The sequence below is a fragment of the Cupriavidus sp. GW821-FHT07C08 genome (assembly GCF_059419025.1).
This window is the reverse complement of the sequence record NZ_JBWKQZ010000004.1, coordinates 271,729-293,195: the sequence shown is the minus strand read 5'-3', so window position 1 is coordinate 293,195 and position 21,467 is coordinate 271,729. Positions and strand designations below refer to the sequence as shown.

Genomic DNA, 21,467 nt, shown 5'->3' with positions numbered 1-21,467 from the left:
GCGTCTAGAAAGGAGAGGATCCGATGGCAATGCCGGCGCTTTCGATCGTGACAGCAAAGCCGATGCCGAGGAAAGTGCCGCTCTGGTTGGGGTTGAGGATGGCGGTGACGATCCCTATCACCTCGCCATCCAGATTCACCAGCGGTCCGCCGGAGTTGCCCGGATTGGCGGCGGCGTCGAACTGGATGAGCTTGTCCAGGTCCCGCTTGCCGTCCGGCGAAACGAACCTGCGGTCGAGCCCCGACACCACGCCGGCAGACACCGACGGACCGATGCCGAACGGAAAGCCGACCGCGACGACTTCGGTCCCGGGCGCGAGGTTCCGGCTGGAACCGAGCGTCGCCGGCGGCAGGTCGTCGGGGATTGAACTGGGCCGGATCACGGCGAGGTCTTTCTCCGGGAACGCCTGCACCACCGAGGCCTCGGCCGTGTGGCCGTCGTGGAACATGACCTCCACGCGCAGGGCGTCGGCGACGACGTGGTAGCTGGTGAGAATGATGCCGCTTTCGGTCACGACCACACCCGAACCGATGTTGCGGACTTTGCGCTTGCCGCCGGACTCGCCCTTGCCGCCCGATGGGTCGCCTTTTGCGAGTTCATCGCGAGAGGGCGGCGGGGATGGCGGGTGCGATTTGGTTTTGGGGCGTGTGGCAGGGGGATCACGTTTGGCGTTTCGGGCGGATGCCGCTTCCGTCGGCTTGTCCGCCGCCTTTTCCGCTGGCGCATAGCTGCGAACTTCCACCACCGCCTCGCGAACCGCCTCTGCCGCCCTGGCTGTGCGCGAAGGCAGACGCCTGGTCTCCAGCGTGTGCAGCACGGCCGCGTCGATGTCGGCTTGCTTGAGGACGCGCGGCGACGGTTGCAACAGCCAGGCAGAGCCCACGACCGCGGCGAGAACCAGCGCGACCGCTGCCGAGACCCATCCGTAGATCGTTACCCGTTTCATTGCCGCCCCTGAGGTCCCGTCCCGCCGTGGAAAATACAGTACCATCGTCTTACCCACGCGCCAAGGAGCAGGGGTATGCAGTTTCTCTGGCCGCAAATGCTCTGGCTGCTGCTCGCGCTGCCCCTGCTGGCAGCCGCTTACCTGTACCTGCTTGCGCGGCGCAAAAAAATCGCCCTGTTGTATGCCAGCCTTGCGTTGCCGCGCGCCGCCCTGGGTCCCGGCCAACGACTGCGGCGTCACATCCCGCCGCTGCTCTTCCTGCTCGCGCTGGGCGTGGCCCTGCTGGCTTGCGCCCGTCCTACTGCGACGATCACGCTGCCATCCGACACCATCACCCTGGTACTGGCCATGGACACCTCCCGCAGCATGGCGGCGACCGACGTTGCACCCACCCGGATCGCCGCATCCAAGCAGGCTGCCCGGGATCTCATCGTCGGGCTGCCGGCCAGCGTGCGCCTGGGCATGGTCTCTTTTGCCGCCACGGCGACCGTGGTACTGCCCCCCACCGACAACCGGCAGGACATGCTCGACGCCATCGATCGCTTCCAGCTCCAGCACGGCACGGCGACCGGCAGCGGGCTGATCCAGGCGCTGGCAGTGTTGTTCCCCGACGATGGCATCGACCTGGAAGCAATCCTTTTCAGCGGCGAGTCGCTCGCACCCGGGCCCGGCGGCAGATCGCTGGCAGAGGCCGCCGCGGCGGACGCCGTCCGCAAGCGCGAACAGGAACGGCCGGCGGCGCAGCCCGGCTCGTATCGGCACGGCGCGGTGATCCTGCTCAGCGATGGCCGCCGCACCACCGGCCCCGACCCGCTGGACGCCGCGCGCATGGCCGCCCAGCGCGGCGTGCGCGTCTATACGGTGGGCTTCGGTACGCCGCAGGGCGCAGCCACGATAGAGTCGGGCCTGTCTTACTACATGCAGCTCGATGAACCGGCCTTGCGGGCGGTAGCGGCGATAACGGACGGCGAGTACTTCCAGGCAGGCTCGGCTGCGGACCTGAGCCGAGTGTATCGCCAGCTCAGCGCCCGCTTCGCGCTCGAGCGCAAGGAAACCGAGATCAGTGCATTGTTCTCGGCAGCAGCGGTCCTGCTGCTGGGGGTGGCGTGCGGGCTCTCGATGTTGTGGTTCCGGCGGTGACCTGAAGCACGGTTGATGAAGCCGCCGGGTTCATTCCCCGAGCCATCCATAGGCGCAGCAGGTGTATTTCCGGCCTGGATTTCACCCGGGAACCGAGACGGACAGAGAGGCGCGCCACGCGAGGTTGACAACATTGTGCTGACCCTTACAGACGTCTCCAAGACATACAACGGCGCCCGACCGCGCACGGTTCTCCGCGGAGTCAGTCTTGCGCTGGACGCCGGCGAATATGTCGCCGTCATGGGTGAATCTGGCGTGGGCAAGTCGACGCTGCTCCACCTGATCGCCGGCCTGGATCGGCCCGACAGTGGCCGCATCCAGTTCGACGGACAGGACCTGGGCAAGCTGGACGACAATGCCGCAACCTTGCTGAGGCGGCGAAAGCTGGGGTTCGTGTTCCAGGCCTTCCATGTTCTGCCGAATTTGAGCGCGGCGCAGAACGTGGCGCTGCCTCTGCTGTTGAACGGCCTCAAGCGGGAAAAGGCGTCGGCCCGCGTTGCCGAGATGCTTGCCGCGGTTGGGCTTGAGGGGCGCGAGGACAGTCTGCCGCGCGAGCTTTCCGGCGGGGAACTGCAGCGGGTGGCGATTGCACGTGCCCTGGTACACCGGCCGATGCTGCTGCTGGCAGATGAGCCGACTGGCAACCTTGATCACGAGACGGCTGCGCGGGTGCTGAGCCTGCTGCGCGAACTGGTCAACGCAAACGGCACGGCCGCGATTATCGTCACGCACTCGGCACTGGCTGCGGCGACGGCGGATCGCGTCTTGCAATTGACGCCAGGCGGATTGACGCCGCTGGGGCCACTGCCGCCAATGAGCGCGGCCGCCTAAGCCATGCGAACGCGAAGCTCGCTCGGACTTACGCTACTCCTGGGCGAATTGCGCGCCCATCCCGGACGCGCCATCATCGGCATCCTTGCCGTGGCCATCGGTGTGGCAATGGGCTATGGCGTGCATCTGGTCAACCACGCTGCACTGGCGGAGTTTTCCCAGGCGGTGCGGTCCTTAATGGGGAATGCCGATCTGGAGATCCGCGGGCCGCGCATGGGCTTCGATGAATCGCTCTATCCGCGCATCGCGGGCCTGCCGGAGGTGGCGGCGGCCAGCCCCGTGGTGGAAGTCAATGCGCGGGTGCCGGGGCGCACCGGTGCGCTGACGCTGTTTGGCATCGATGTATTCCGGGCGGCGCCTGTGACACCCAATCTGATCGGGCGCCCCGCCGAGGAGGGCGCGGGCAAGCTCGACGTTCTCGATCCCGACGTCGTGTTCCTTTCGCCGGCGGCGCTGAGCTGGCTCGATCTCAAGCCCGGGAACCCGCTTACCGTACAAGTCGGGCTCACCGCGCTTACGCTGCGTATTGCCGGCACGCTGCCGGCGGCGGGCGAGGGCATGCGCCTGGGCGTGATGGATATCGGTGCGGCGCAGTGGCGCCTCGACCGGCTTGGCCTGCTGCAGCGGATCGACGTCAAGCTCAGGCCGGGAGTGGACACCGACAACTTTGCGCAAGCGCTGGCCGCGCTGCTGCCGCCAGGGGTGGTGGCGAGTTCGCCGCAGGACAACGCGCGCCGAACTTCCAACCTGTCGCGCGCCTATCGGGTGAACCTGAACGTGCTTGCGCTGGTGGCGTTGTTCACAGGCGCCTTCCTGGTGTTCACGATGCAGGCTGTATCGGTGCTGCGGCGGCGCTCGCAGCTTGCTCTGTTGCGCGCCCTGGGGGTGACACGCGGTGGCCTGCTGCGGCTGCTGCTGGCGGAAGGCGCGGCTCAAGGCGCGCTCGGCGCGATGCTCGGCCTGGCGCTTGGCTTCGTCCTCGCTGCCGCGGTGCTCGGGTACGCGGGGGGCGATCTGGGCGGTGGCTACTTTGAAGGTGTAAAGCCCAAGGTCCGCTTCGACGCGCCGGCAGCGCTGATCTTCTTCGCGCTCGGGCTGTCGGCGGCGGTGCTCGGCAGTCTCGCGCCGGCATGGGAGGCCGCCCGCGCGCGGCCGGCGCAGGCGCTCAAGGCGGGCGATGAGGAGACACCGCTCAAGCGGCTGCGCTCGCCGTGGACCGGGCTTGCGGCGATGGCAGCCGGGCTTGGGCTGACGCCACTGCGGCCGGTGGCGGATCTGCCGGTCTTCGGTTATGCGGCGATCGCGCTTCTGTTGGTGGGCGCCATCCTGCTGATGCCACGGCTGGCGCATCTTGTGTTCGGCTTGCTGCCCTCTTGGCGACAGGCTGTGCCGCAGCTTGCCCTGACCCAGCTCGCCGGCGCACCGGGCCGCGCGGCCATCGCCCTGGCCGGCATTGTCGCCAGCTTTAGCCTGATGGCCGCGATGGCGATCATGGTGTCAAGCTTCCGCATCTCGGTGGACGATTGGCTGCACAATGTCCTGCCGGCCGATCTCTATCTGCGTGCTTCGTCAAGCGGCGATAGCGCGTATTTCTCCCTTGACGACCAGGCGGCCATCGCCAGCGTCCGTGGCGTTGCGCGTGCCGAGTTTCTACGTTCGAGCCAGATCCTGCTTGATCCCGAGCGTCCCCCCGTAACGGTCATTGCCAGGCCGATCGACCCGCGCAATCCGGGCGCGCGGTTGCCGCTGACGGCTGCGCCCGTCGCGGCGCAGCCGGGTGATCCGCCGGCGGTATGGGTCAGCGAGGCGATGGTCGACCTCTATGGCTTCCGCCCGGGGCAACGTATCACGCTGCCGCTGCAGGGCCGGCCCGTCGCCTTCCTGGTGGGCGGCGTGTGGCGCGATTACGCACGCCAGCATGGTACGGTGGTGATCAGCCAGGACGATTATCGGCGGCTCACGGACGAGCGGCGTGTCACTGACGTCGCCCTGTGGCTGGAGCAGGGCACCGGCCCGGCGCAGGTCAAGGAGAGGCTGCGCCAGCGCGTCGCCGGCGGTGAACACATTACCTTCGCCGAGCCCGGCGAGATTCGCACCATCACCCTGAAAATCTTCGACCGCAGCTTCGCAGTGACCTACCTTCTGGAGGGTATAGCGGTCGTGATCGGCCTGTTCGGCATCGGCGCCAGTTTCAGCGCGCAGGCCCTGGCGCGTGCGCGCGAGTTTGGCATGCTGCGGCATCTCGGCTTCATGCGTTGGCAGGTCGGCGCGATGCTGGCACTGGAGGGCGCGTTACTCGCTCTGCTTGGCGTGATAGCCGGTCTTGCGCTGGGATGGGTCATCGCCGTCATCCTGGTTCACGTTGTCAACCCGCAGTCGTTCCACTGGACCATGAGCTTGCATATGCCTTGGGCATTCCTGGCCCAGGTGGCGAGCGCGGTGGTGGCGGCGGCCTCGCTGGCTGCGCTGGCGAGCGGGCGGCACGCGATGTCGCGTAGCGCCGTGCGCGCGGTTCAGGAGGATTGGTGAAGCGGCGCTCATTCCTGCTGTTGTTGCCGGGTTGCGGCGTGGCGGGCGCGGCGCTGGGCGCAGCGCCCGCTTATCCGCCAGTCGACGCAGGCCGAACCCTGGCTTTCCCGCGCGACCACGGCGCACACCCCGACTATCGCACCGAATGGTGGTATGCCACCGGCTGGCTGCAGACGCCGGCAGGAGCGCCGCTCGGCTTCCAGGTTACGTTCTTCCGCTCGCGCCCGCAGTTCGACCAGGCCAACCCAAGCCGCTTCGCGCCGCAGCAACTGCTGTTCGCCAATGTCGCCCTGAGCGATCCCGTGGCCGGCAAGCTCCAGCACGACCAGCGCGCGGCGCGCAGCGGCTTCGGCTTGGCGCTTGCCGACACTGCCGATACCGATGTCTACATCGACAACTGGTCGCTGCGCCGAGAGGCGACGGGGCGCTACCGAGCCAGATTTCCCGCGCGGGATTTCACCCTCGATCTGACAATGGAGCCAACCCAACGGGTGTTGCTACAGGGCGAACGGGGTTACAGCCGCAAAGGCCCTCTGGCGGCACAGGCGAGCTATTACTACAGCCAGCCGGGGCTCAAGGTGAGCGGCACCTTGAAGCGGGGCAGCCAGCAGGAAACCGTGCATGGCACTGCCTGGCTGGATCACGAATGGTCGTCGACCTTGCTGGCCGACGAGGCCGTCGGCTGGGACTGGCTCGGCCTCAACCTGGATGACGGCGGCGCGTTGATGGCCTTCCAGATCCGGGACAAGGCGGGGCGCAAGCTCTGGGGCGGCGGCACGCTGCGCGGCAGCGACGGTCGCGTCCAGGTACTGGCTCCCGAAGTGGTCAATTTCATGCCGCTGCGCGGTTGGCGCTCGCCTCGTACCGGCACCAGCTATCCGGTTGCCATGCGGTTGAACGCAGGCGATTTCACGCTCGAACTGGCACCGCTGATGGATGATCAGGAACTCGATAGCCGCGCGAGCACCGGCGCGGTCTACTGGGAGGGCGCGGTGACTGCATTGCGGGGAGGCAACGCGGTCGGACGGGGTTACCTTGAACTAACCGGGTATTTCCAGCGCCTCAATCTTTGAGGCGGGATGTCCAGGATGGTGACCTCTGCGAACGTACCACATATCAATGAGAAAGCGCTGCGGAAGAGGGGACAGCATCTCGGCCGCCGACTGATCGCGCTTGGACGAAACACAGAGAAGAAACTGATCTCTATTATTTAACGCCACTCGTGCGGTTATACTCCGCGCTTCACTCACAACTATGAATAACAAAACATGGTCGCAACAACTAAAACGACACGGGTAAGTGCAACTGCCAAGGGCAAACCTGCCGCAAAGAAGGTGGTCCTGCCAACGAAAAAGGCCAGCGTGCTTGCCCGCGAGGCACAGGCAGCGAAGAAGCGCTTGCTGAAGCTGCGCGCCGACACGAAGAAGGCAATTGAAGCCGCCAAGCGCGAGATTGCCCAGGCCGTGGAAGCCGCAAAGGCCGCGGCCCGTTTTGAAAAGCAAGCGGCAAAGGACAAGCTCTTGGCGAAGAAGGCCAAGGCTGCAGGCGCCAAGAAGGCGACGGGCAGTAAAGCTGCCGTAACGAAAGCAGTCGCGAAAAAGGCCGCACCCGGTACTAAGGGCAAGGTTGCCGCGAAAGCAGGCCCGAAGGCGGTCGCAGTGAAATCTGTGACGAAGAAGCGGGCTTCGGCGAAGAAAGTGGTTCCGGCTGTAGCGTCGCCTGAAGCGTCGGCGTGATCCTTGCCTCGGCTGGTAACGCGATGTCGCCACCAGCCGATTGATGCAAGACGGGGGCACTGCTGAGAAAAGCTGAAGCCGACGAACTTTGTGCTGACGGCTTTACCCCCGTCTTTCACTAGAGCATCGAATGCTAATGCGGTAACCGCCGAGTGGGTCGTAGCAAGTCTCGTCCTGGCCGAAAGCAGACGACTAAGTGATCACCAATTTCGCGACCGTGAGTATTGCCGCAGCGGTTGATGCCTATGGGTTCCCCTTCGCCAGACGCATCGGGTTCACCAGCCGGTCAAATTCCTCACCGCTCAGAAATCCCAGCGCAATCGCGGCTTCCCGCGGCGAAATTCCCTGTGCAACGGCATGCGTCGTAATCTGCGCCGCACGGTCGTAGCCCAGCACCGGGTTGAGCGCGGTCACTGCAAGCAGCGGACTGTCCAGGTTGCGTGCCAGCTGATCATGGTTGGGGACCAGCCCCTGCACCAGCCGTTGCGCGAACACCCGCGCACTGTCGGCCAGCACGCGCACCGACTGCAGCACGTTGTAGATCAGCACCGGCTTGGCCACGTTCAGTTCAAAGCTGCCGGAGGCACCAGCCATGGTCACCGTGACGTGATTGCCGGCTACCTGCATGGCGGCCTGCACCATCACCTCGGCGATGGTCGGGTTGCGCTTGCCGGGCATGATCGACGAAGTCAGGCCGTCCTCGGGGATCAGCAGCTCGCCGAGCCCGCAGCGCGGGCCCGAGCCGAGCCAGCGCAGGTCGTTGGCGATTTTGGTGAAGGAGACGGCGATCACGTTGAGCACGCCGGACAGCTCGACCAGTGCATCGTGCGCGGCCATGCCCTCGACCTTGCACGGGTTGGGGCGGAAGGCGAGGCCCGTCAGCTGGCTGGCTTCCGCGCAAAACGCCTGGGCGAAGCCCGCCGGCGCGTTCAGGCCGGTGCCGGCCGCGGTGCCGCCCTGCGGCAGCAACAGCATGCGGGGCAGGGCGTCGCGCACGCGCTCAATGGCATGATCGACCTGCGCGGTGAAGCCGTCGAAGGCCTGGCCCATGGTCATGGGCACGGCATCCATCAGGTGCGTGCGCGCGATCTTGAGCACGTCGGCAAAGGCATGGGCGCGCTCGCGCAGGGTGTCGCGCAGCAGCGCCAGCGCGGGCAGCAGGCGGTCTTCCAGTTCCAGCGCGGCGGTCATGTGCATGACGGTCGGGAAACTGTCGTTGGAAGACTGCGACGCGTTGACGTGGTCGTTCGGGTGCACCGGCGCGCGCGTGCCCAGGGCCTGGCCTAGCCGCTCGTTGGCGCGGTTGGCGATGACCTCGTTGGCGTTCATATTGGTCTGCGTGCCCGAGCCGGTCTGCCAGATGGTCAGCGGAAAATGGCTGTCGAACTGGCCGCTGCGCAACTCCGCCGCGGCGGCGATGATCGCCTCGGCGATGGCGGCGTCCAGCACGCCGCAGCGCAGGTTGGCCCTGGCCGCCGCCATCTTGTGCGCGCCGAAGGCGTGGACCAGGCAGGCGGGGAAACGCTCTTCCCCGACCTCGAAGATCGCCAGCGCCCGCTGCGTCTGGGCGCCCCAGTAGCGGTCGGCGGGGATGTCGACCGGCCCGAAGGCGTCGTGCTCTATGCGCAATCCGGTCATGGTGCTCAGTCCAGCGAGATGTTGGCCTTGGCCGCCACGGTCTTCCAGCGGGTGATCTCGGACTGGGTGTGCTTGCCCAGCGCCGCGGCGGTGTATTGCTCAGGCGGCAGCATCTGGATTGCCTGGGCGGTCATCTTGTCGGTGAAGGCCTTGTCGCTCATCACCTTCAGGTAGGCCTGCTGCATCTTGTCGACCACGGCCTGCGGCGTGCCCTTGGGCGCGTAGATGCCGTACCACGTGCTGGCTTCAAAGCCGGGCAGCCCCGACTCCGCCAGCGTGGGCACATCCTTGAGCTGCGCCACGCGGGTGGCCGAGGTCACCGCCAGCGGCCGCACCTTGGACTCGGTGATCTGCGGCAGCGCGGTATTGGTCTGGTCGAACATGCCATCCACCTGCCCGCCGATCACGTCGATCAGCGCGGGGCCGGCGCCCTTGTACGGCACCAGCGACACCTGCATACCCGCCGACGCGGCGAACAGCGCCGCCACCAGGTGCGACGTGGAGCCCATGCCGGCGTTGCTGATATTGAGCTTGCCCGGGTTCTTCTTGCCGTACTCGACCAGCGCGCGCACGTCCTTGGCGGGATGGTCCTTGCGCACCATCAGCACCATCGGCGTATCCGGGAAGCGGAACACCGGCGCAAAATCCTTGACCGGGTCGTAGGGCAGCTTCTTGTACAGCGCGGGGGCCGCGCCCATGTAGCCCATGTGCCCCACCAGCATGGTGTAGCCGTCAGCCGGCGCGCGCGCCGCCTTGGCCGCGCCGACAGTACCGCCGGCGCCCGGCGAGTTCTCGATGATGATCGACTGGCCGACCTCGCGCGAGACGCGCTCGGCAATGGTGCGCGCCAGCGCGTCGGTCGGGCCGCCGGCGGCGAACGGGACGATCCAGATGATCGGCTTGGTCGGCCAGGCCTGGGCGAACGCCGGGGTAGCGGCCGTCGCCGTGGCGATGGCCAGTGCCGCGCACGCGGCCAGATTGCTGATGGGGTTCATGGGGTTGTCTCCTGTGTTGGTGTAATTGAGCGGATGTCCGGGGCTCAGGCTGCGGATTGCCTGGACAGAGCGATGGCGCGGTCGACCATCTGCGGCGCGAGGCCGAGGTAGTTGACCGGATCGGTCATGCGGTCGATGGCGGTGCGGTCGAAGCGTTGGGTGACCTCGGGCAGCGCGGCGAGCGCGTCGGCCAGCGTGCCGCCGTGTTCGTTGACGGTGCGGCAGGCGTCGTAGACCACGTCGTGCGCCTGCTGGCGGCCGATATGGGGGGCCATGCCCATCATCACGGCCTCGGCCACGATCAGGCCGTTGGAGATGCCCAGGTTGTGCTTCATGCGGGCTTCATCGACGACCAGGCCGCCGAGCGCGAACTTGGCCTGGTGCAGCGCGCCGGCGCTCAGGATGAAGCTCTCGGGGATGGCGATCCATTCCGCATGCCAGGGGCCGGTGGCGCGCTCGAAGTCCTGCACCATCGCGTCGACCATCAGGCCGGCGTGCTGGCGCACCGCCTTGGAGGCCGCCAGCATCAGCTCGCTGGAGATCGGGTTGCGCTTCTGCGGCATGGTGCTGCTGGCGCCACGGCCCTTGACGAAGGGCTCGTAGACCTCGGCGAACTCGGTCGACGCCATGATCATGATGTCGAGCGCGATCTTGCCGAGCGAACCGGTGATCAGTGCGAGCAGGTTCACTGCCTCGGCAAAGCCGTCGCGCGCCACGTGCCAGGTGGTTGCGGGAACACCCAGTCCCAGTTCTTCAGCCAGGGCTTCCTGCACCGCGAAGCCCTTGTTGTCGCCTTGTCCGCCCAGCGAGGCCAGCGTGCCGGCAGCGCCGGCGAATTCGACCACGGCCACGCGCGGGCGCAGCTCGGCCAGGCGCTGCTGGTGGCGGTCGAACATGGCCAACCAGATCGCCACCTTGTAGCCGAAGGTGACCGGCAGCGCCTGCTGCAGGTGGGTGCGGCCCGCCATCGGGGTGTCGCGGTGCTTCACCGCCAGGTCGGCCAGGATGCCGCGCAGTTCGCGGATATCGGCGTCGATGCTGTCGAGCGCGTCGCGCACCTGCAGCGCGACCGCGGTGTCCATGATGTCTTGCGTGGTGGCGCCCCAGTGCACGTAGCGCCCGGCCTCGCCGCACATCGCCACCAGCTGGTGCACCAGCGGCAGGATCGGATAGCCGACAATGTCGGTCTCCTCGCGCATGTGGTCGAAGTCGATGCGCTCCAGGCGCGATTCGCGGGCGATGACCTCGGCTGCTTCCGCCGGGATCACGCCGACCCTGGCCTCGGCCCTGGCGAGGCCGACCTCGACGTCGATATAGCGCTGGATCAGCGCCACATCGGAGAAAATCTGGCGCATCTTGGCGGTGCCAAAGGCATCGCGGAACAGGATGGAATCAACGACGGTGCTGGCGGTGGGGGCAGAGAACGGGGTCATGGTGCTACCTTGAGGGGAAAGGGGCAGTCCGGTAATATGTTCGAACATATCCAGCATTAAATATGTTCGAACATATTTAGCAAATGAGGGTTAACCCACGTCCACAGCTTGTGACGCGGCAGGCGGTCATGAACAAATCCAATCCAGCAGAGATCAGCAGGCAACTTATCGAGGGGATCACCACTGGCCGCTACGCGGTCGGGTCACTGCTGCCCACCGAATTCGAGCTGTGCGAGCAGTACCAGGCCAGCCGCTACACCATCCGTGCGGTGCTGCAGGAGTTGCAGCAGCTGGGACTGGTGTCGCGGCGCAAGAACGTGGGCACGCGGGTGGAATCGGCCAGGCCGCGGCCGGTGTTCCGGCCGTCGCTGGCGTCGGTGGATGACCTGGTGCAGTTCGGCGCGGAGCACCTGCGCGTGGTGCAGTCGGCCGAGGAGGTTGCCGTGCCGGCCGACGTCGCGGCGGAAATCGGCTGCGCGCCCGGTGCGCGTTGGCTGCGCATCTCCAGCCTGCGCATGGATGGCGGCAAGGACGGCACGCCGATGGCGTGGACCGATGTCTACGTGGATCCTGCCTATGCGGAGATCGGCGACATGGTGCGGGAGTCGCCCGACACGCTGGTCAGTTCACTGATCGAGTCACGCTATGACCGGCAGATCGCGGAGATCTACCAGGATGTGCGCGCGGTTGCCGTCAGCGACGGGCGCGTCGCTGACGCGCTCAGGCTGGAGCCTGGCGCCGCGGCGCTGAAGATCGTGCGGCGCTATATGGATGCGGCGGGCGAGACGTTCGAAGTCTCGGTGACGGTGCATCCCGCGGACAGCTTTTCGGTATCAATGCGCTTGCAGCGCTCGGCCGGCTAATCAGGCCGCGGTTGCTGGGGCGCGGCCGGCAAATGCCGCCTACGGAGTGCGTGCCGCAGGTCGCGTGTCGCGCACCGTGGTCGGCGCGGGGTACACGTCGTCGCTGGACGTAATCGGCTGACGGGGCGGTGGCGGTGTTGCTGCGGTATCCCGCGGGACTCCCTCGCATCCCGCCAGGGCCGAGGCCAGAAGGGCGATGAGGGAGCACTCAGCTAAGCCGCAACGGAAGGCGTGACCGGTTCGGGGGAAGAGCGTGCGGTGTTGCATAAGCGGGCCCCAGGTGGCAATCCTAAGCCTCTAGCTTAGGCTACCGGCGCATAGGGCTGGCGCGGGAGGCTGGTCAAGTGTAGTGGCGACCTGGCGGGGGAGATCTTTAGAGGCGCTGCTAGTCAAGACATGAAGCCATGTGCCTGCAAACTCGCAACAAGCGGGGGCAGTGTGTAACGAATCTATAGGTAGTGGCGTATGCGCCATATTGGAGCCGGTGCAAGCAGGTAGAATCGCGCCTTCCGTGGCAATTGCAGCATTCCTATAACAATGAGCCCTCGTCCGTCGCGCCTGCCTTGCATCGACGCCCTGAAAGCGGTCAGCTCCCAGTTGATCGTGCTCCATCACCTGGCCTTCTATGGCCCGATGTCCGATACCGCGTATCGGCTGGCCCCGGGGCTGGTGGACTGGCTGTACGACTACGCCCGCATCGCCGTGCAGGTCTTCCTGGTGATCAGCGGCTTTCTCGCCGCGCGCAGCCTGGCGCCGCATGGCCGGCTGGAGATCCGCCAGCATCCGCTGCTGGTGCTGTGGCGGCGCTACCAGAAGCTGGTGGTGCCCTTTGCCGCGGCGCTGCTGCTCAGCATTGCCGGTGCCGCCCTGGCGCGCCATTGGATGGTGCACGACTCGATCCCCGCGCCGCCCGGCCTGCTGCAGTTCCTGGCGCACGTGACGCTGCTGCATAACGTGCTCGATGTCGATGCGCTCTCGGCCGGGGTCTGGTACGTGGCTATCGACCTGCAGCTGTTTGCGCTGCTGCTGGGCGCGCTGTGGGCCGCGCGCGCCGTGGCGGGCGGGAAAGCGCCGGCGGGTGCCGGGGCCAGCATCGGCATCGTGGCGCTGGTGGCGGTCGCGTCGCTGTTCTGGTTCAACCGCGATGCCGCGTGGGATATCTGGGCCGTCTACTTCTTCGGCGCCTATGGCATGGGGGCGCTGGCCTACTGGGCGTCCAACCCCGGCCGCCCAGTGTTGCCGCTGCTGCTCATCGGCGCGGTGGCGCTGGCGGCGCTGGCGGTGGATTTCCGGCTGCGCATCGCGGTGGCGCTCGCCACTGCGCTGCTGCTGGCGGTGGCGCGCCGCGGCGGCTGGCTGGAGCGCTGGCCGCGGGCGCGCGTGGTCGGCTTCTTCGGGCGCATTTCCTATTCGGTGTTCCTGGTTCACTTTCCGGTTTGCCTGCTGGTCAACGCGCTGGTGACGAACCTGGCGCCGGGCCAGCCGGTGCTGAACGCGCTCGGCATGGTTGCCGCGTGGGGGCTCAGCAATGTGGCCGGCGTGCTGTTCTATCGCTACATCGAAAGCGCCCAGCCGCTGGCGGCGCTGCGTGCGCTGCTGGGCAACGGCCGCGACCCCGCCGGCCGGCAAAGCGTGTAATGCTTGCAGGCATTGCCGCGCAGCGGCGGCACGGATTGGCCCGGACGGCGCCGTGCCAGCATGGCCGTGCGCGCCTTTTGTTGGTGCGTATGCACCCGCGATGTCCCGCCGCCGGCACGCGATGCGTGCATGCCGCCAGCGCGGACTTGCGTTCGGCGCCACACACATCGCCGCAACACTCGCGTAAACGGGCATTGGGCGATGGCACAAAGGTTGCCTAGTATGGAATCGTAAACCTGACCATTTGGTCAGGATTCCATCGGGAACCGAGGGTGCCATGTCCGACCATATCGTCCTCACCTCACACGCACGCCGCGACAAGCCGGCCGAGCCCATCCACTGGGGCGCCCCCACGGCGGCCGAGCGCGGGCCGGTCATCGCCAGCCTGGCGAATCCGGCACAGCGCAATGTGATCGGCACTCATGCTGGCGCCTACGCCATCTACCGGGCCCTGGCGGTTGCCGCGGGCGCGTTGCAGCGCGACCATCGCACCGACCTGACCGATACCGCGCCGGCGGAGGCCATCGGCCCGCATCCGCAGTGGGGCGATCCGGAGAAGATAGTTTCGCTGGATCCCTGGGGGCACCTGGTGTCCACCGTCTTTGCCGACCGCATCGCGGCCGGCGTGGATATCCGCCCGACCATCGCCGTCACCCGCGCGCATATCAACATGCCGGAGCTGGTGTCTGCCATTGCGGCTGGCCGCCTCAAGCCCGACGGCGACATCCTCCATGCCAATGGCGACGTGCGCGTGACCAAGGCGGCGGTCGACCCGGTGTGGTACCTGCCCGGGCTGGCGGCCCGTTTCGGCATCAAGGAAAGCGTGCTGCGCCGCAGCCTGTTCGAGCAGACCGGCGGCATGTTCCCGGAACTGGTGACGCGGCCGGACCTGAAGGTGTTCCTTCCGCCCATCGGCGGCATGACGCTGTATTTCTTCGGCGACGTCAGCCAGCTGGGCAAGCCCGAGACCCGCGTGGCGTGCCGCGTGCACGATGAATGCAACGGATCGGATGTGTTCGGGTCAGACATCTGTACCTGCCGGCCGTATCTGGCACATGGCATCGAGGTGTGCATCGAGATGGCGCAGCAGGGCGGTGTCGGGCTGGTGGTCTACAACCGCAAGGAGGGCCGCGCGCTGGGCGAGGTGACCAAGTTCCTGGTCTACAACGCCCGCAAGCGGCAGGTGGGCGGCGACCGTGCCGAGACTTACTTTGCCCGCACCGAATGCGTGGCAGGCGTGCAGGACATGCGTTTCCAGGAGTTGATGCCGGATGTGTTCCACTGGCTGGGCATCCGCCGCATCGACCGCTGGGCGTCGATGAGCAACATGAAGCATGGCGCGCTGGTGGCGCAGGGCATCGAGGTGGTCGAGCAGGTGGCCATCCCCGAGGCCCTGATCCCCGCCGATGCCCGTGTCGAGATCGATGCCAAGGTGGCCGCCGGCTACTTTACGCACTACACGCCGCCGGATGCGAACGAACTGGCCCTGGCAAAGGGCAGGGGGTTGAACGAATGACGATGTTTCCCGAGGATGGCAAGCCCGGCATGGACCGCCAGGGCACAGGTAACGAGATGCGGCCGGGTGCCGGCTGGCTGAGCCCGGTGCCGGAAGGGCATCCCGCTTCGGCGCTGCTGTGTGCCGAGGCGGTGCGCACGCATTGCGCGGCGGTCACCGAACACGTGGCCAGCGGCGCGTCCGAGCTTTTCACCTGGCATCCGGACCGCGTGCATGCCATTGCCGACTATGTCGCCAGCACCATCCGCCAGCGCTATCCGGACCTGCAGGTGCCGTACCACAGCCGCTGGCGCCATTTTGAAAGCGGCGCCGTCGACCAGCGCGCGGACCGCTGGCAGGTGCTGTGCGAGCGTGCCGCGCTGAGCGGGCCCGAGCACCGCGAGGAGCGCGCCCGCATCGGCATCGACCTGGTGATTCCAAGCGTACTGCTGGATGCCGGCGCCGGCCCTGACTGGCGTTACCGCGATCCGGCCAGCGATCTGGTGCTGACGCGCTCGGAAGGGCTGGGCGTGGCCAGCTTCGTCCTGTTCGCGCGTGGCGGCTTCTCGGCCGCGCCGGGCGATCCGCTGCGCGCGGACGCCGAGCGGCTGCAGCGCATCGATGCCGACAGCATCGCCCACGCCTTCCAGGTCGCGCAGCACAACCCGCTGGTGGGGCTGGAAGGCCGCGCCGGCCTGCTGCGCCGCCTGGGCGAGGTGATGGAGGCGACCCCGGCGCTGTTCGGCCGGCCGGCGCGGCTGGGCAACCTGTACGACTACCTGAAGGCGCATGCGGTCAACGGGCAGCTCGACGCCGGCTTCCTGCTGCGTACGCTGCTGGTTGGCCTGGGGCCGGTATGGCCGGGGCGGATCATTGTCGAAGGCGTGTCGCTGGGCGACTGCTGGCGGCATCCGGCCGCGCCTGGCGGGCTGGTGCCGTTCCACAAGCTCACGCAATGGCTGACCTATTCGCTGCTGGAGCCGCTGGAAGACGCCGGCCTGACCGTGACCGGGCTGGATGCGCTGACGGGCCTTCCCGAATACCGCAACGGCGGCCTGCTCTACGACTTCGAGCTGATGGTGCCGCGCGACCCCGGCTTTGCCGCCGTGCCGCATGCGGTGGATGAGCCCGTGATCGTCGAATGGCGCGCGCTGACCGTGACCGGCCTGGACCTGGTGGCCGACGGCGTGCGCCAGGCGCTTGGCTTGCAGGAAGAAAATTTCCCGCTGGCGCGCGTGCTGGAAGGCGGCACCTGGGCGGCGGGGCGCCGCATTGCCGCCAAGCGGCGCCCGGGTGGCGCGCCGCCGTTCGCCATCATCAGCGACGGCACCGTGTTCTGAGCACGTCGGCCGCCAGGCGGCCGACGTTGCTGGCAGGCATTGCATGTGAAACGTGGCATCAGGAGCGTCACCATGAACGACATGTCCGCTGTTCCCGCTGTTGACCCACTCGATGCCGATGCTGCCGGCCTGCCCGGCGTGCTGGTCGTCGACCACCCGCTGGTGCAGCACAAGGTCACCCTGGTGCGCAGCGAGGAGACCACGACCGACAACTTCCGCCGGCTGGTGCGCGAGATCAGCCAGTTGCTGACCTATGAAGCCACGCGCGACCTGGCCATGGAGACCGTCGCCATCCGCACGCCGATCGCGCCGATGCAGTCGCGGGTGCTGTCGGGCAAGAAGCTGTGCCTGGTGTCGATCCTGCGCGCGGGCAACGGCTTTATCGACGGCATGCTGGAACTGCTGCCGGCGGCGCGCGTCGGGCATATCGGCCTGTACCGCGACCCCGAGACGCTGGAGCCGATCGAGTACTACTTCAAGATGCCGGAAGACATCCAGGAGCGCATGGTGATCGTGGTGGATCCGATGCTGGCCACCGGCAACTCGGCCATCGCCGCGCTGAACCGCCTGAAAGAGGCCGGCGTCACCACCATGAAGTACGTGTGCCTGATCGCCTCGCGCCCCGGGCTGCGCGCGCTGCGCGCAGCGCACCCTGAGGTCGGCATCGTCACCGCGGCCATCGACGACACGCTCAACGAGCACGGCTATATCGTGCCCGGGCTGGGCGATGCCGGCGACCGCCTCTACGGCACGCGCTGATGGACACGCCCGCCAGCGCCGCGGCGCGGCGCCCGCTGCCCGCGCACGATGCCCCGGGCGGGCGCATCCGGCAGGAGAACCAGGCCATGATCCTGCACGCGGCCGAGCATGTCTTCGCGCGCGCGGGCTTTGCCGGCGCCACCATGGCCGAGATCGCAATGCGCGCCGGCGTGCCCAAGTCCAACCTGCATTACTACTTCCGCACCAAGCAGGCGCTGTATCGCGCCGTGCTGGCGCATACGCTGCAGCTGTGGCTGTCGGAGACCGACATCATCCGCGCCGAGCTGCCGCCGCAGGTGGCGCTGGAACAATACATCCGCGCCAAGATGCGGCTGTCGGCCAGTCATCCGGATGCATCGCGCGTATTTGCCAACGAGCTGCTGCACGGCGCGCATGAGATCGGCGAGGTCCTGCGGCAGGTGCTGCGCGAACTGGTGTCGCGCAAGGCGGCGGTGGTGCAGCAGTGGATCGACCGCGGCCAGATGGCGCCGGTCGACCCGCAGCACCTGTTCTTCACGATCTGGGCGGCCACGCAGACCTATGCGGATTTCGAGTCGCAGGTATGCGCGGTGCTCGGCGTCAGCCAGCTGGAGCAGCAGGACTATGCGCAGGCCACCGAGCACCTGGTGGCACTGCTGCTGCGCGGCTGCGGACTCGATCCCGAGCCCGCGGCGCCCGGCCGGCGCGCATGACGCCTGGACCCGCGCACCGTGGCGCCGGAGCCGGCGCCGTGAGAACATCGCCGTGCCTCCTGCCTGAGAGACCCCCATGCTCGACCTGATCCTGCGGCACTGCAACCTGCCCGACGGGCGCACCGACATCGATATCGGCATTGCCGCAGGCCGCATCGCCGCGGTTGAGCCGGCACTGGCCGCGCGCGCCGCCGAGGAGATCGATGCGGCCGGCCAGTTGGTGACGCCGCCGTTCGTCGATGCGCACTTCCATATGGACGCCACGCTGTCGTACGGGCTGCCGCGCGTGAACCAGTCGGGCACGCTGCTCGAAGGCATCGCGCTGTGGGGCGAGCTCAAGCCGATGCTGACGCAAGAAGCGCTGGTCGAGCGCGCGCTGGCCTATTGCGACTGGGCGGTGGCGCGCGGGCTGCTGGCGATCCGCTCGCATGTGGACGTGTGCGACCCGCGGCTGCTGGCGGTGGAGGCGCTGCTGCACGTGCGCGAGCGCGTGCGTCCCTACCTGGACCTGCAACTGGTGGCGTTCCCGCAGGACGGGGCGCTGCGCGCGCCCGGCGCGCTGGACAACCTGAAGCGCGCGCTGGACATGGGCGTCGACGTGGTCGGCGGCATCCCGCATTTCGAGCGCACCATGGCGCAAGGCGCCGAATCGGTCCGGCTGCTGTGCGAGCTGGCGGCGGACCGCGGCCTGCGTGTCGACATGCACTGCGACGAGAGCGACGACCCGCTGTCGCGCCATATCGAGACGCTGGCCAGCGAGACCGTGCGGCTCGGCCTGCAGGGCAGGGTGGCGGGCTCGCACCTGACCTCGATGCATTCGATGGACAACTACTACGTGTCCAAGCTGATCCCGCTGATGCGCGAGGCCGGCGTGGCGGCGATCGCCAATCCGCTGATCAACATCACGCTGCAGGGGCGGCACGATACCTATCCCCGGCGCCGCGGCATGACGCGCGTGCCGGAGTTGCTGGCGGCCGGCGTGCCGGTGGCGTTCGGCCACGATTGCGTGATGGATCCGTGGTACAGCCTGGGCTCTGGCGACATGCTGGAAGTGGCGCACATGGGGCTGCACGTTGCGCAGATGACGGGGCAGGAGGCAATGCGCGCCTGCTTTGCCGCGGTGACCGCCACGCCCGCGCAGATCCTGGGGCTGGACGGCTACGGCGTGGCGCCTGGCTGCCGCGCCGACCTGGTGCTGCTGCAGGCGCGCGACCCGGTGGAGGCGATCCGCCTGCGCGCCACGCGGCTGCGGGTGCTGCGTGCCGGCAAGACCATCGCCAGCATGCCCCCGGCGATGGCCGCGCTGGACCTGCCTGGCCGGCCGGCGCAGGTGGACTTCCTGCGGCGCGGCGACGGGCAATAGGGAGCACAAAATTTTTGCGTCAGGGTGTTGACAGTCCTTGTCACGCTCGGCATAATTTCTTTTTTCGCATCGCAGCAGCAATGCAGCGAAACGAAGCCCAGATGGCGGAATTGGTAGACGCACTAGGTTCAGGTCCTAGCGGTGGCAACACTGTGGAGGTTCGAGTCCTCTTCTGGGCACCAATATTTTGAAAGGCTCGCGCAAGCGAGCCTTTCTTCGTTTCAGCCCGGAAAAAACCCGCAGCAATGCGGTTTTTTTTCGTCCATGGTTTCCGTGCTGGTTCCGGGGTCGGCCTGGTTCAGCCGGTTGCCACCCCTTCCTCGCGCTGTGCCTCGCGCACGCAATTGCGCCCTTCGGCCTTGGCGCGGTACATGGCAGCGTCGGCCGCGCCGAACAGCCGCTGCCAGTGACGCTCGCCGCCGCGCCCGATGGCCACGCCGAAGCTGGCGGTGACGCGCAGTTGGGTGCTGCCGGAAAGGTAGACCGGGCGGGACGCAACTTCCGCGCGCAGGGTTTCGGCCAGCGCGGCGGCCTCGCCCGGCTTGCCGTGCGGCAGCAGCAGCGCGAATTCCTCGCCGCCGAAGCGTGCCAGCACGCCTTCGGGCGGCACCAGCGCGCGCATCATCGCAGCAAGGTCGCGCAGCACCTGGTCGCCGGCGGCATGGCCGTGGCGGTCGTTGATCCGCTTGAAGCGGTCCACGTCGATCAGCACCAGGCTGGCGCTGTCATGTGCCGCGTACTGCGCGGCCACCAGTTCCAGCGCGCGCCGGTTCAGCAGCCCGGTCAGGCTGTCGGTGCGCGCCTGGTGTTCCAGTTGCGCGGTCAGCGAGGCGCGCTCGCGCAGCTTGCGGCGCAGGATCTCGATGGCATCGAACAGGCGCCGCATCTCCGCCGCGGGCCTGGTGGACGCCGCTGGCGCAGCGTAGTGCGGGTGGCCGCGCGCCTCGGCCAGGCCGATCACTTCGTCGCCGGCGCGCAGCAGCGGCAGGAACACCGAGCGCTGCGTGAACACCAGCACGTAGCCCAGCACGGCAAGGATCAGCGCCGACGTGCCACACGCGGCCGTCAGCTCGCGCAGCGCCTGGGCGCGCGTTGCGGTGAAATGCGCGACCACCTCATCCAAGAATACACTGCGCAGCCGCTCCAGCGGCTCCAGCGTGCGCACATAGCGGTTGGTCAGCTCCGTCGGCGTCATCGAGTAATGGCCCGACACGCGGCCCTGCGCAATCAGGCTGTCGATCATGGCCAGGCCCTGGCCGATGAACTGGTGCCCGGCGTCGGCGTATGCCTGCTCCAGCGCGGGCACGGCGCCGTACATGTTGTACGCCGGGCCCGCCAGCTGCCACAGCTCCAGCAGCCGGCCGCGCGAGCGCGTGGCATCCACCAGGCTCTGCACCGGCATCGGCTGGCGCGCCGCCAGGGGCGCCATGATCTGCGAGGCGATGCGCCCGCCATACTCGCGCAGGTCGCCCAGCATCCTGCCGGTCAGCGCCGGCGCCGCCAGGCCGTCGTCGCAGGCGGAGAGTTCGCGCACCTGCCAGGCGAGGGCCGGCTGCAGCGCGTCCACGACCTCGAACATGCTTTCGATGGCATGGCGGATCTCGTCCATGTCACGGTCCTGGCGCGGGCGCCCGGCGAGATCGTCGATCTCGGCCCGCGCCAGCGCCAGGCGTTCGCGCACGCGCTCGACCATCAGCGGCGGCAGGTGGTGGTGGTGCAGGCCGAAGGGTGCCGGCGGCGGCGTGGCCAGGCGCGCCAGCGCGGCGTCGCTGCGGGCGCGGAAGGCTTGCAGGCGTTCGCGCGCGGCGGTGTGGGGCGAGGGTGGCTCTCCCAGCACGCTGTTGGCCGGTCCGCGTTCCGCGGACAGCACGTTGGCGGCCTCCAGCAGCTCGCGGTACGCCGAGATGTCGTAAAGGTTCTGCCGCGCCGAGGTGAAGTCGCCATACGAGCGGGCCATCACCAGCGCGGCGAGCACCAGGGTACAGAGCCCGCCGACCGCCGTGGCGACTGCCAGCTTGCGCTTCAGGCTGCGGCTGCGCCCGGCTGGCGGCGCCATGCCCCCGGGTTCG

Annotated in this window: 17 protein-coding genes and 1 tRNA gene; 13 read left to right on the top strand and 5 right to left on the bottom strand. The window is 67.8% G+C overall.

Annotated features, from left to right (window positions below; translation table 11 throughout):
• Positions 1-4: 4 nt before the first annotated feature.
• Positions 5-946, bottom strand: coding sequence for a S1C family serine protease (locus AC07UK_RS08215; protein ID WP_436223147.1), 942 nt, complete (start codon positions 944-946; stop codon positions 5-7).
• A 75-nt stretch (positions 947-1,021) separates the two neighbouring features.
• Between AC07UK_RS08215 and AC07UK_RS08210 the strand changes: the two genes are divergently transcribed.
• The 5 genes from AC07UK_RS08210 (at position 1,022) to AC07UK_RS08190 (ending at position 7,182) form a co-directional block, all read left to right on the top strand.
• Positions 1,022-2,086 carry a VWA domain-containing protein gene (locus AC07UK_RS08210; RefSeq protein WP_494685619.1) on the top strand — a complete coding sequence of 355 codons (1,065 nt, stop codon included), beginning with the start codon at positions 1,022-1,024 and terminating at the stop codon, positions 2,084-2,086.
• Between the two features lie 135 nt (positions 2,087-2,221).
• Entirely contained in the window at positions 2,222-2,917 is a 696-nt protein-coding gene (locus AC07UK_RS08205) for an ABC transporter ATP-binding protein (RefSeq protein WP_494685618.1), read from the top strand.
• Between the two features lie 3 nt (positions 2,918-2,920).
• The gene (locus AC07UK_RS08200; RefSeq protein WP_494685617.1) at positions 2,921-5,446 is read left to right on the top strand and encodes an FtsX-like permease family protein; all 2,526 of its coding nucleotides are present in this window, start codon (positions 2,921-2,923) and stop codon (positions 5,444-5,446) included.
• A complete protein-coding gene (locus tag AC07UK_RS08195; protein WP_436223151.1) occupies positions 5,443-6,519 on the top strand; it encodes a lipocalin-like domain-containing protein in 1,077 nt (358 codons plus the stop codon). The genes AC07UK_RS08200 and AC07UK_RS08195 overlap by 4 nt, the downstream gene beginning before the upstream one ends.
• A gap of 195 nt (positions 6,520-6,714) precedes the next feature.
• Complete coding sequence (locus AC07UK_RS08190; protein ID WP_494685616.1) at positions 6,715-7,182, top strand: fumarate hydratase; 468 nt, start codon at positions 6,715-6,717, stop codon at positions 7,180-7,182.
• A gap of 243 nt (positions 7,183-7,425) precedes the next feature.
• On the opposite strand, the gene AC07UK_RS08185 is transcribed toward AC07UK_RS08190, so the two are convergent.
• Genes AC07UK_RS08185 through AC07UK_RS08175 form a run of 3 tightly spaced genes read right to left on the bottom strand, consistent with a single transcriptional unit; the run spans position 7,426 to position 11,248 of the window.
• Entirely contained in the window at positions 7,426-8,820 is a 1,395-nt protein-coding gene (locus AC07UK_RS08185; RefSeq protein WP_494685615.1) for a class II fumarate hydratase, read from the bottom strand.
• A gap of 5 nt (positions 8,821-8,825) precedes the next feature.
• The gene (locus AC07UK_RS08180; RefSeq protein ID WP_494685614.1) at positions 8,826-9,815 is read right to left on the bottom strand and encodes a tripartite tricarboxylate transporter substrate binding protein BugD; all 990 of its coding nucleotides are present in this window, start codon (positions 9,813-9,815) and stop codon (positions 8,826-8,828) included.
• A 44-nt stretch (positions 9,816-9,859) separates the two neighbouring features.
• On the bottom strand, positions 9,860-11,248 hold the full coding sequence (locus AC07UK_RS08175; RefSeq protein ID WP_494685613.1) for a class-II fumarase/aspartase family protein: 1,389 nt from the start codon (positions 11,246-11,248) through the stop codon (positions 9,860-9,862).
• 128 nt (positions 11,249-11,376) lie between these two features.
• On the opposite strand from AC07UK_RS08175, the gene AC07UK_RS08170 reads away from it, so the two are divergent.
• The 8 genes from AC07UK_RS08170 (at position 11,377) to AC07UK_RS08135 (ending at position 19,580) form a co-directional block, all read left to right on the top strand.
• Positions 11,377-12,111 carry a GntR family transcriptional regulator gene (locus AC07UK_RS08170; protein WP_436223156.1) on the top strand — a complete coding sequence of 245 codons (735 nt, stop codon included), beginning with the start codon at positions 11,377-11,379 and terminating at the stop codon, positions 12,109-12,111.
• Positions 12,112-12,648: 537 nt separating this feature from the next.
• On the top strand, positions 12,649-13,749 hold the full coding sequence (locus tag AC07UK_RS08165; RefSeq protein WP_494685612.1) for an acyltransferase family protein: 1,101 nt from the start codon (positions 12,649-12,651) through the stop codon (positions 13,747-13,749).
• A 277-nt stretch (positions 13,750-14,026) separates the two neighbouring features.
• Positions 14,027-15,265, top strand: coding sequence for a GTP cyclohydrolase II (locus AC07UK_RS08160; RefSeq protein WP_013953242.1), 1,239 nt, complete (start codon positions 14,027-14,029; stop codon positions 15,263-15,265).
• Positions 15,262-16,584: a URC4/urg3 family protein gene (locus tag AC07UK_RS08155; RefSeq protein WP_013953241.1), complete on the top strand. Its 1,323-nt coding sequence runs from the start codon at positions 15,262-15,264 to the stop codon at positions 16,582-16,584. The genes AC07UK_RS08160 and AC07UK_RS08155 overlap by 4 nt, the downstream gene beginning before the upstream one ends.
• Before the next feature lie 72 nt (positions 16,585-16,656).
• Positions 16,657-17,343 (top strand): uracil phosphoribosyltransferase, encoded by a 687-nt coding sequence (upp, locus tag AC07UK_RS08150; protein ID WP_013953240.1) that lies wholly within the window; start codon positions 16,657-16,659, stop codon positions 17,341-17,343.
• Positions 17,343-18,035 (top strand): TetR/AcrR family transcriptional regulator, encoded by a 693-nt coding sequence (locus tag AC07UK_RS08145; RefSeq protein ID WP_494685611.1) that lies wholly within the window; start codon positions 17,343-17,345, stop codon positions 18,033-18,035. Before upp ends, AC07UK_RS08145 begins: the two co-directional genes overlap by 1 nt.
• 76 nt (positions 18,036-18,111) lie before the next feature.
• Positions 18,112-19,398: an amidohydrolase family protein gene (locus tag AC07UK_RS08140; protein WP_436223161.1), complete on the top strand. Its 1,287-nt coding sequence runs from the start codon at positions 18,112-18,114 to the stop codon at positions 19,396-19,398.
• Between the two features lie 95 nt (positions 19,399-19,493).
• Positions 19,494-19,580: transfer RNA gene (locus AC07UK_RS08135), tRNA-Leu, on the top strand.
• Between the two features lie 116 nt (positions 19,581-19,696).
• Here the strand turns inward: AC07UK_RS08135 and AC07UK_RS08130 are convergent.
• Positions 19,697-21,454: a GGDEF domain-containing protein gene (locus AC07UK_RS08130; RefSeq protein ID WP_494685610.1), complete on the bottom strand. Its 1,758-nt coding sequence runs from the start codon at positions 21,452-21,454 to the stop codon at positions 19,697-19,699.
• Positions 21,455-21,467 lie beyond the last annotated feature (13 nt).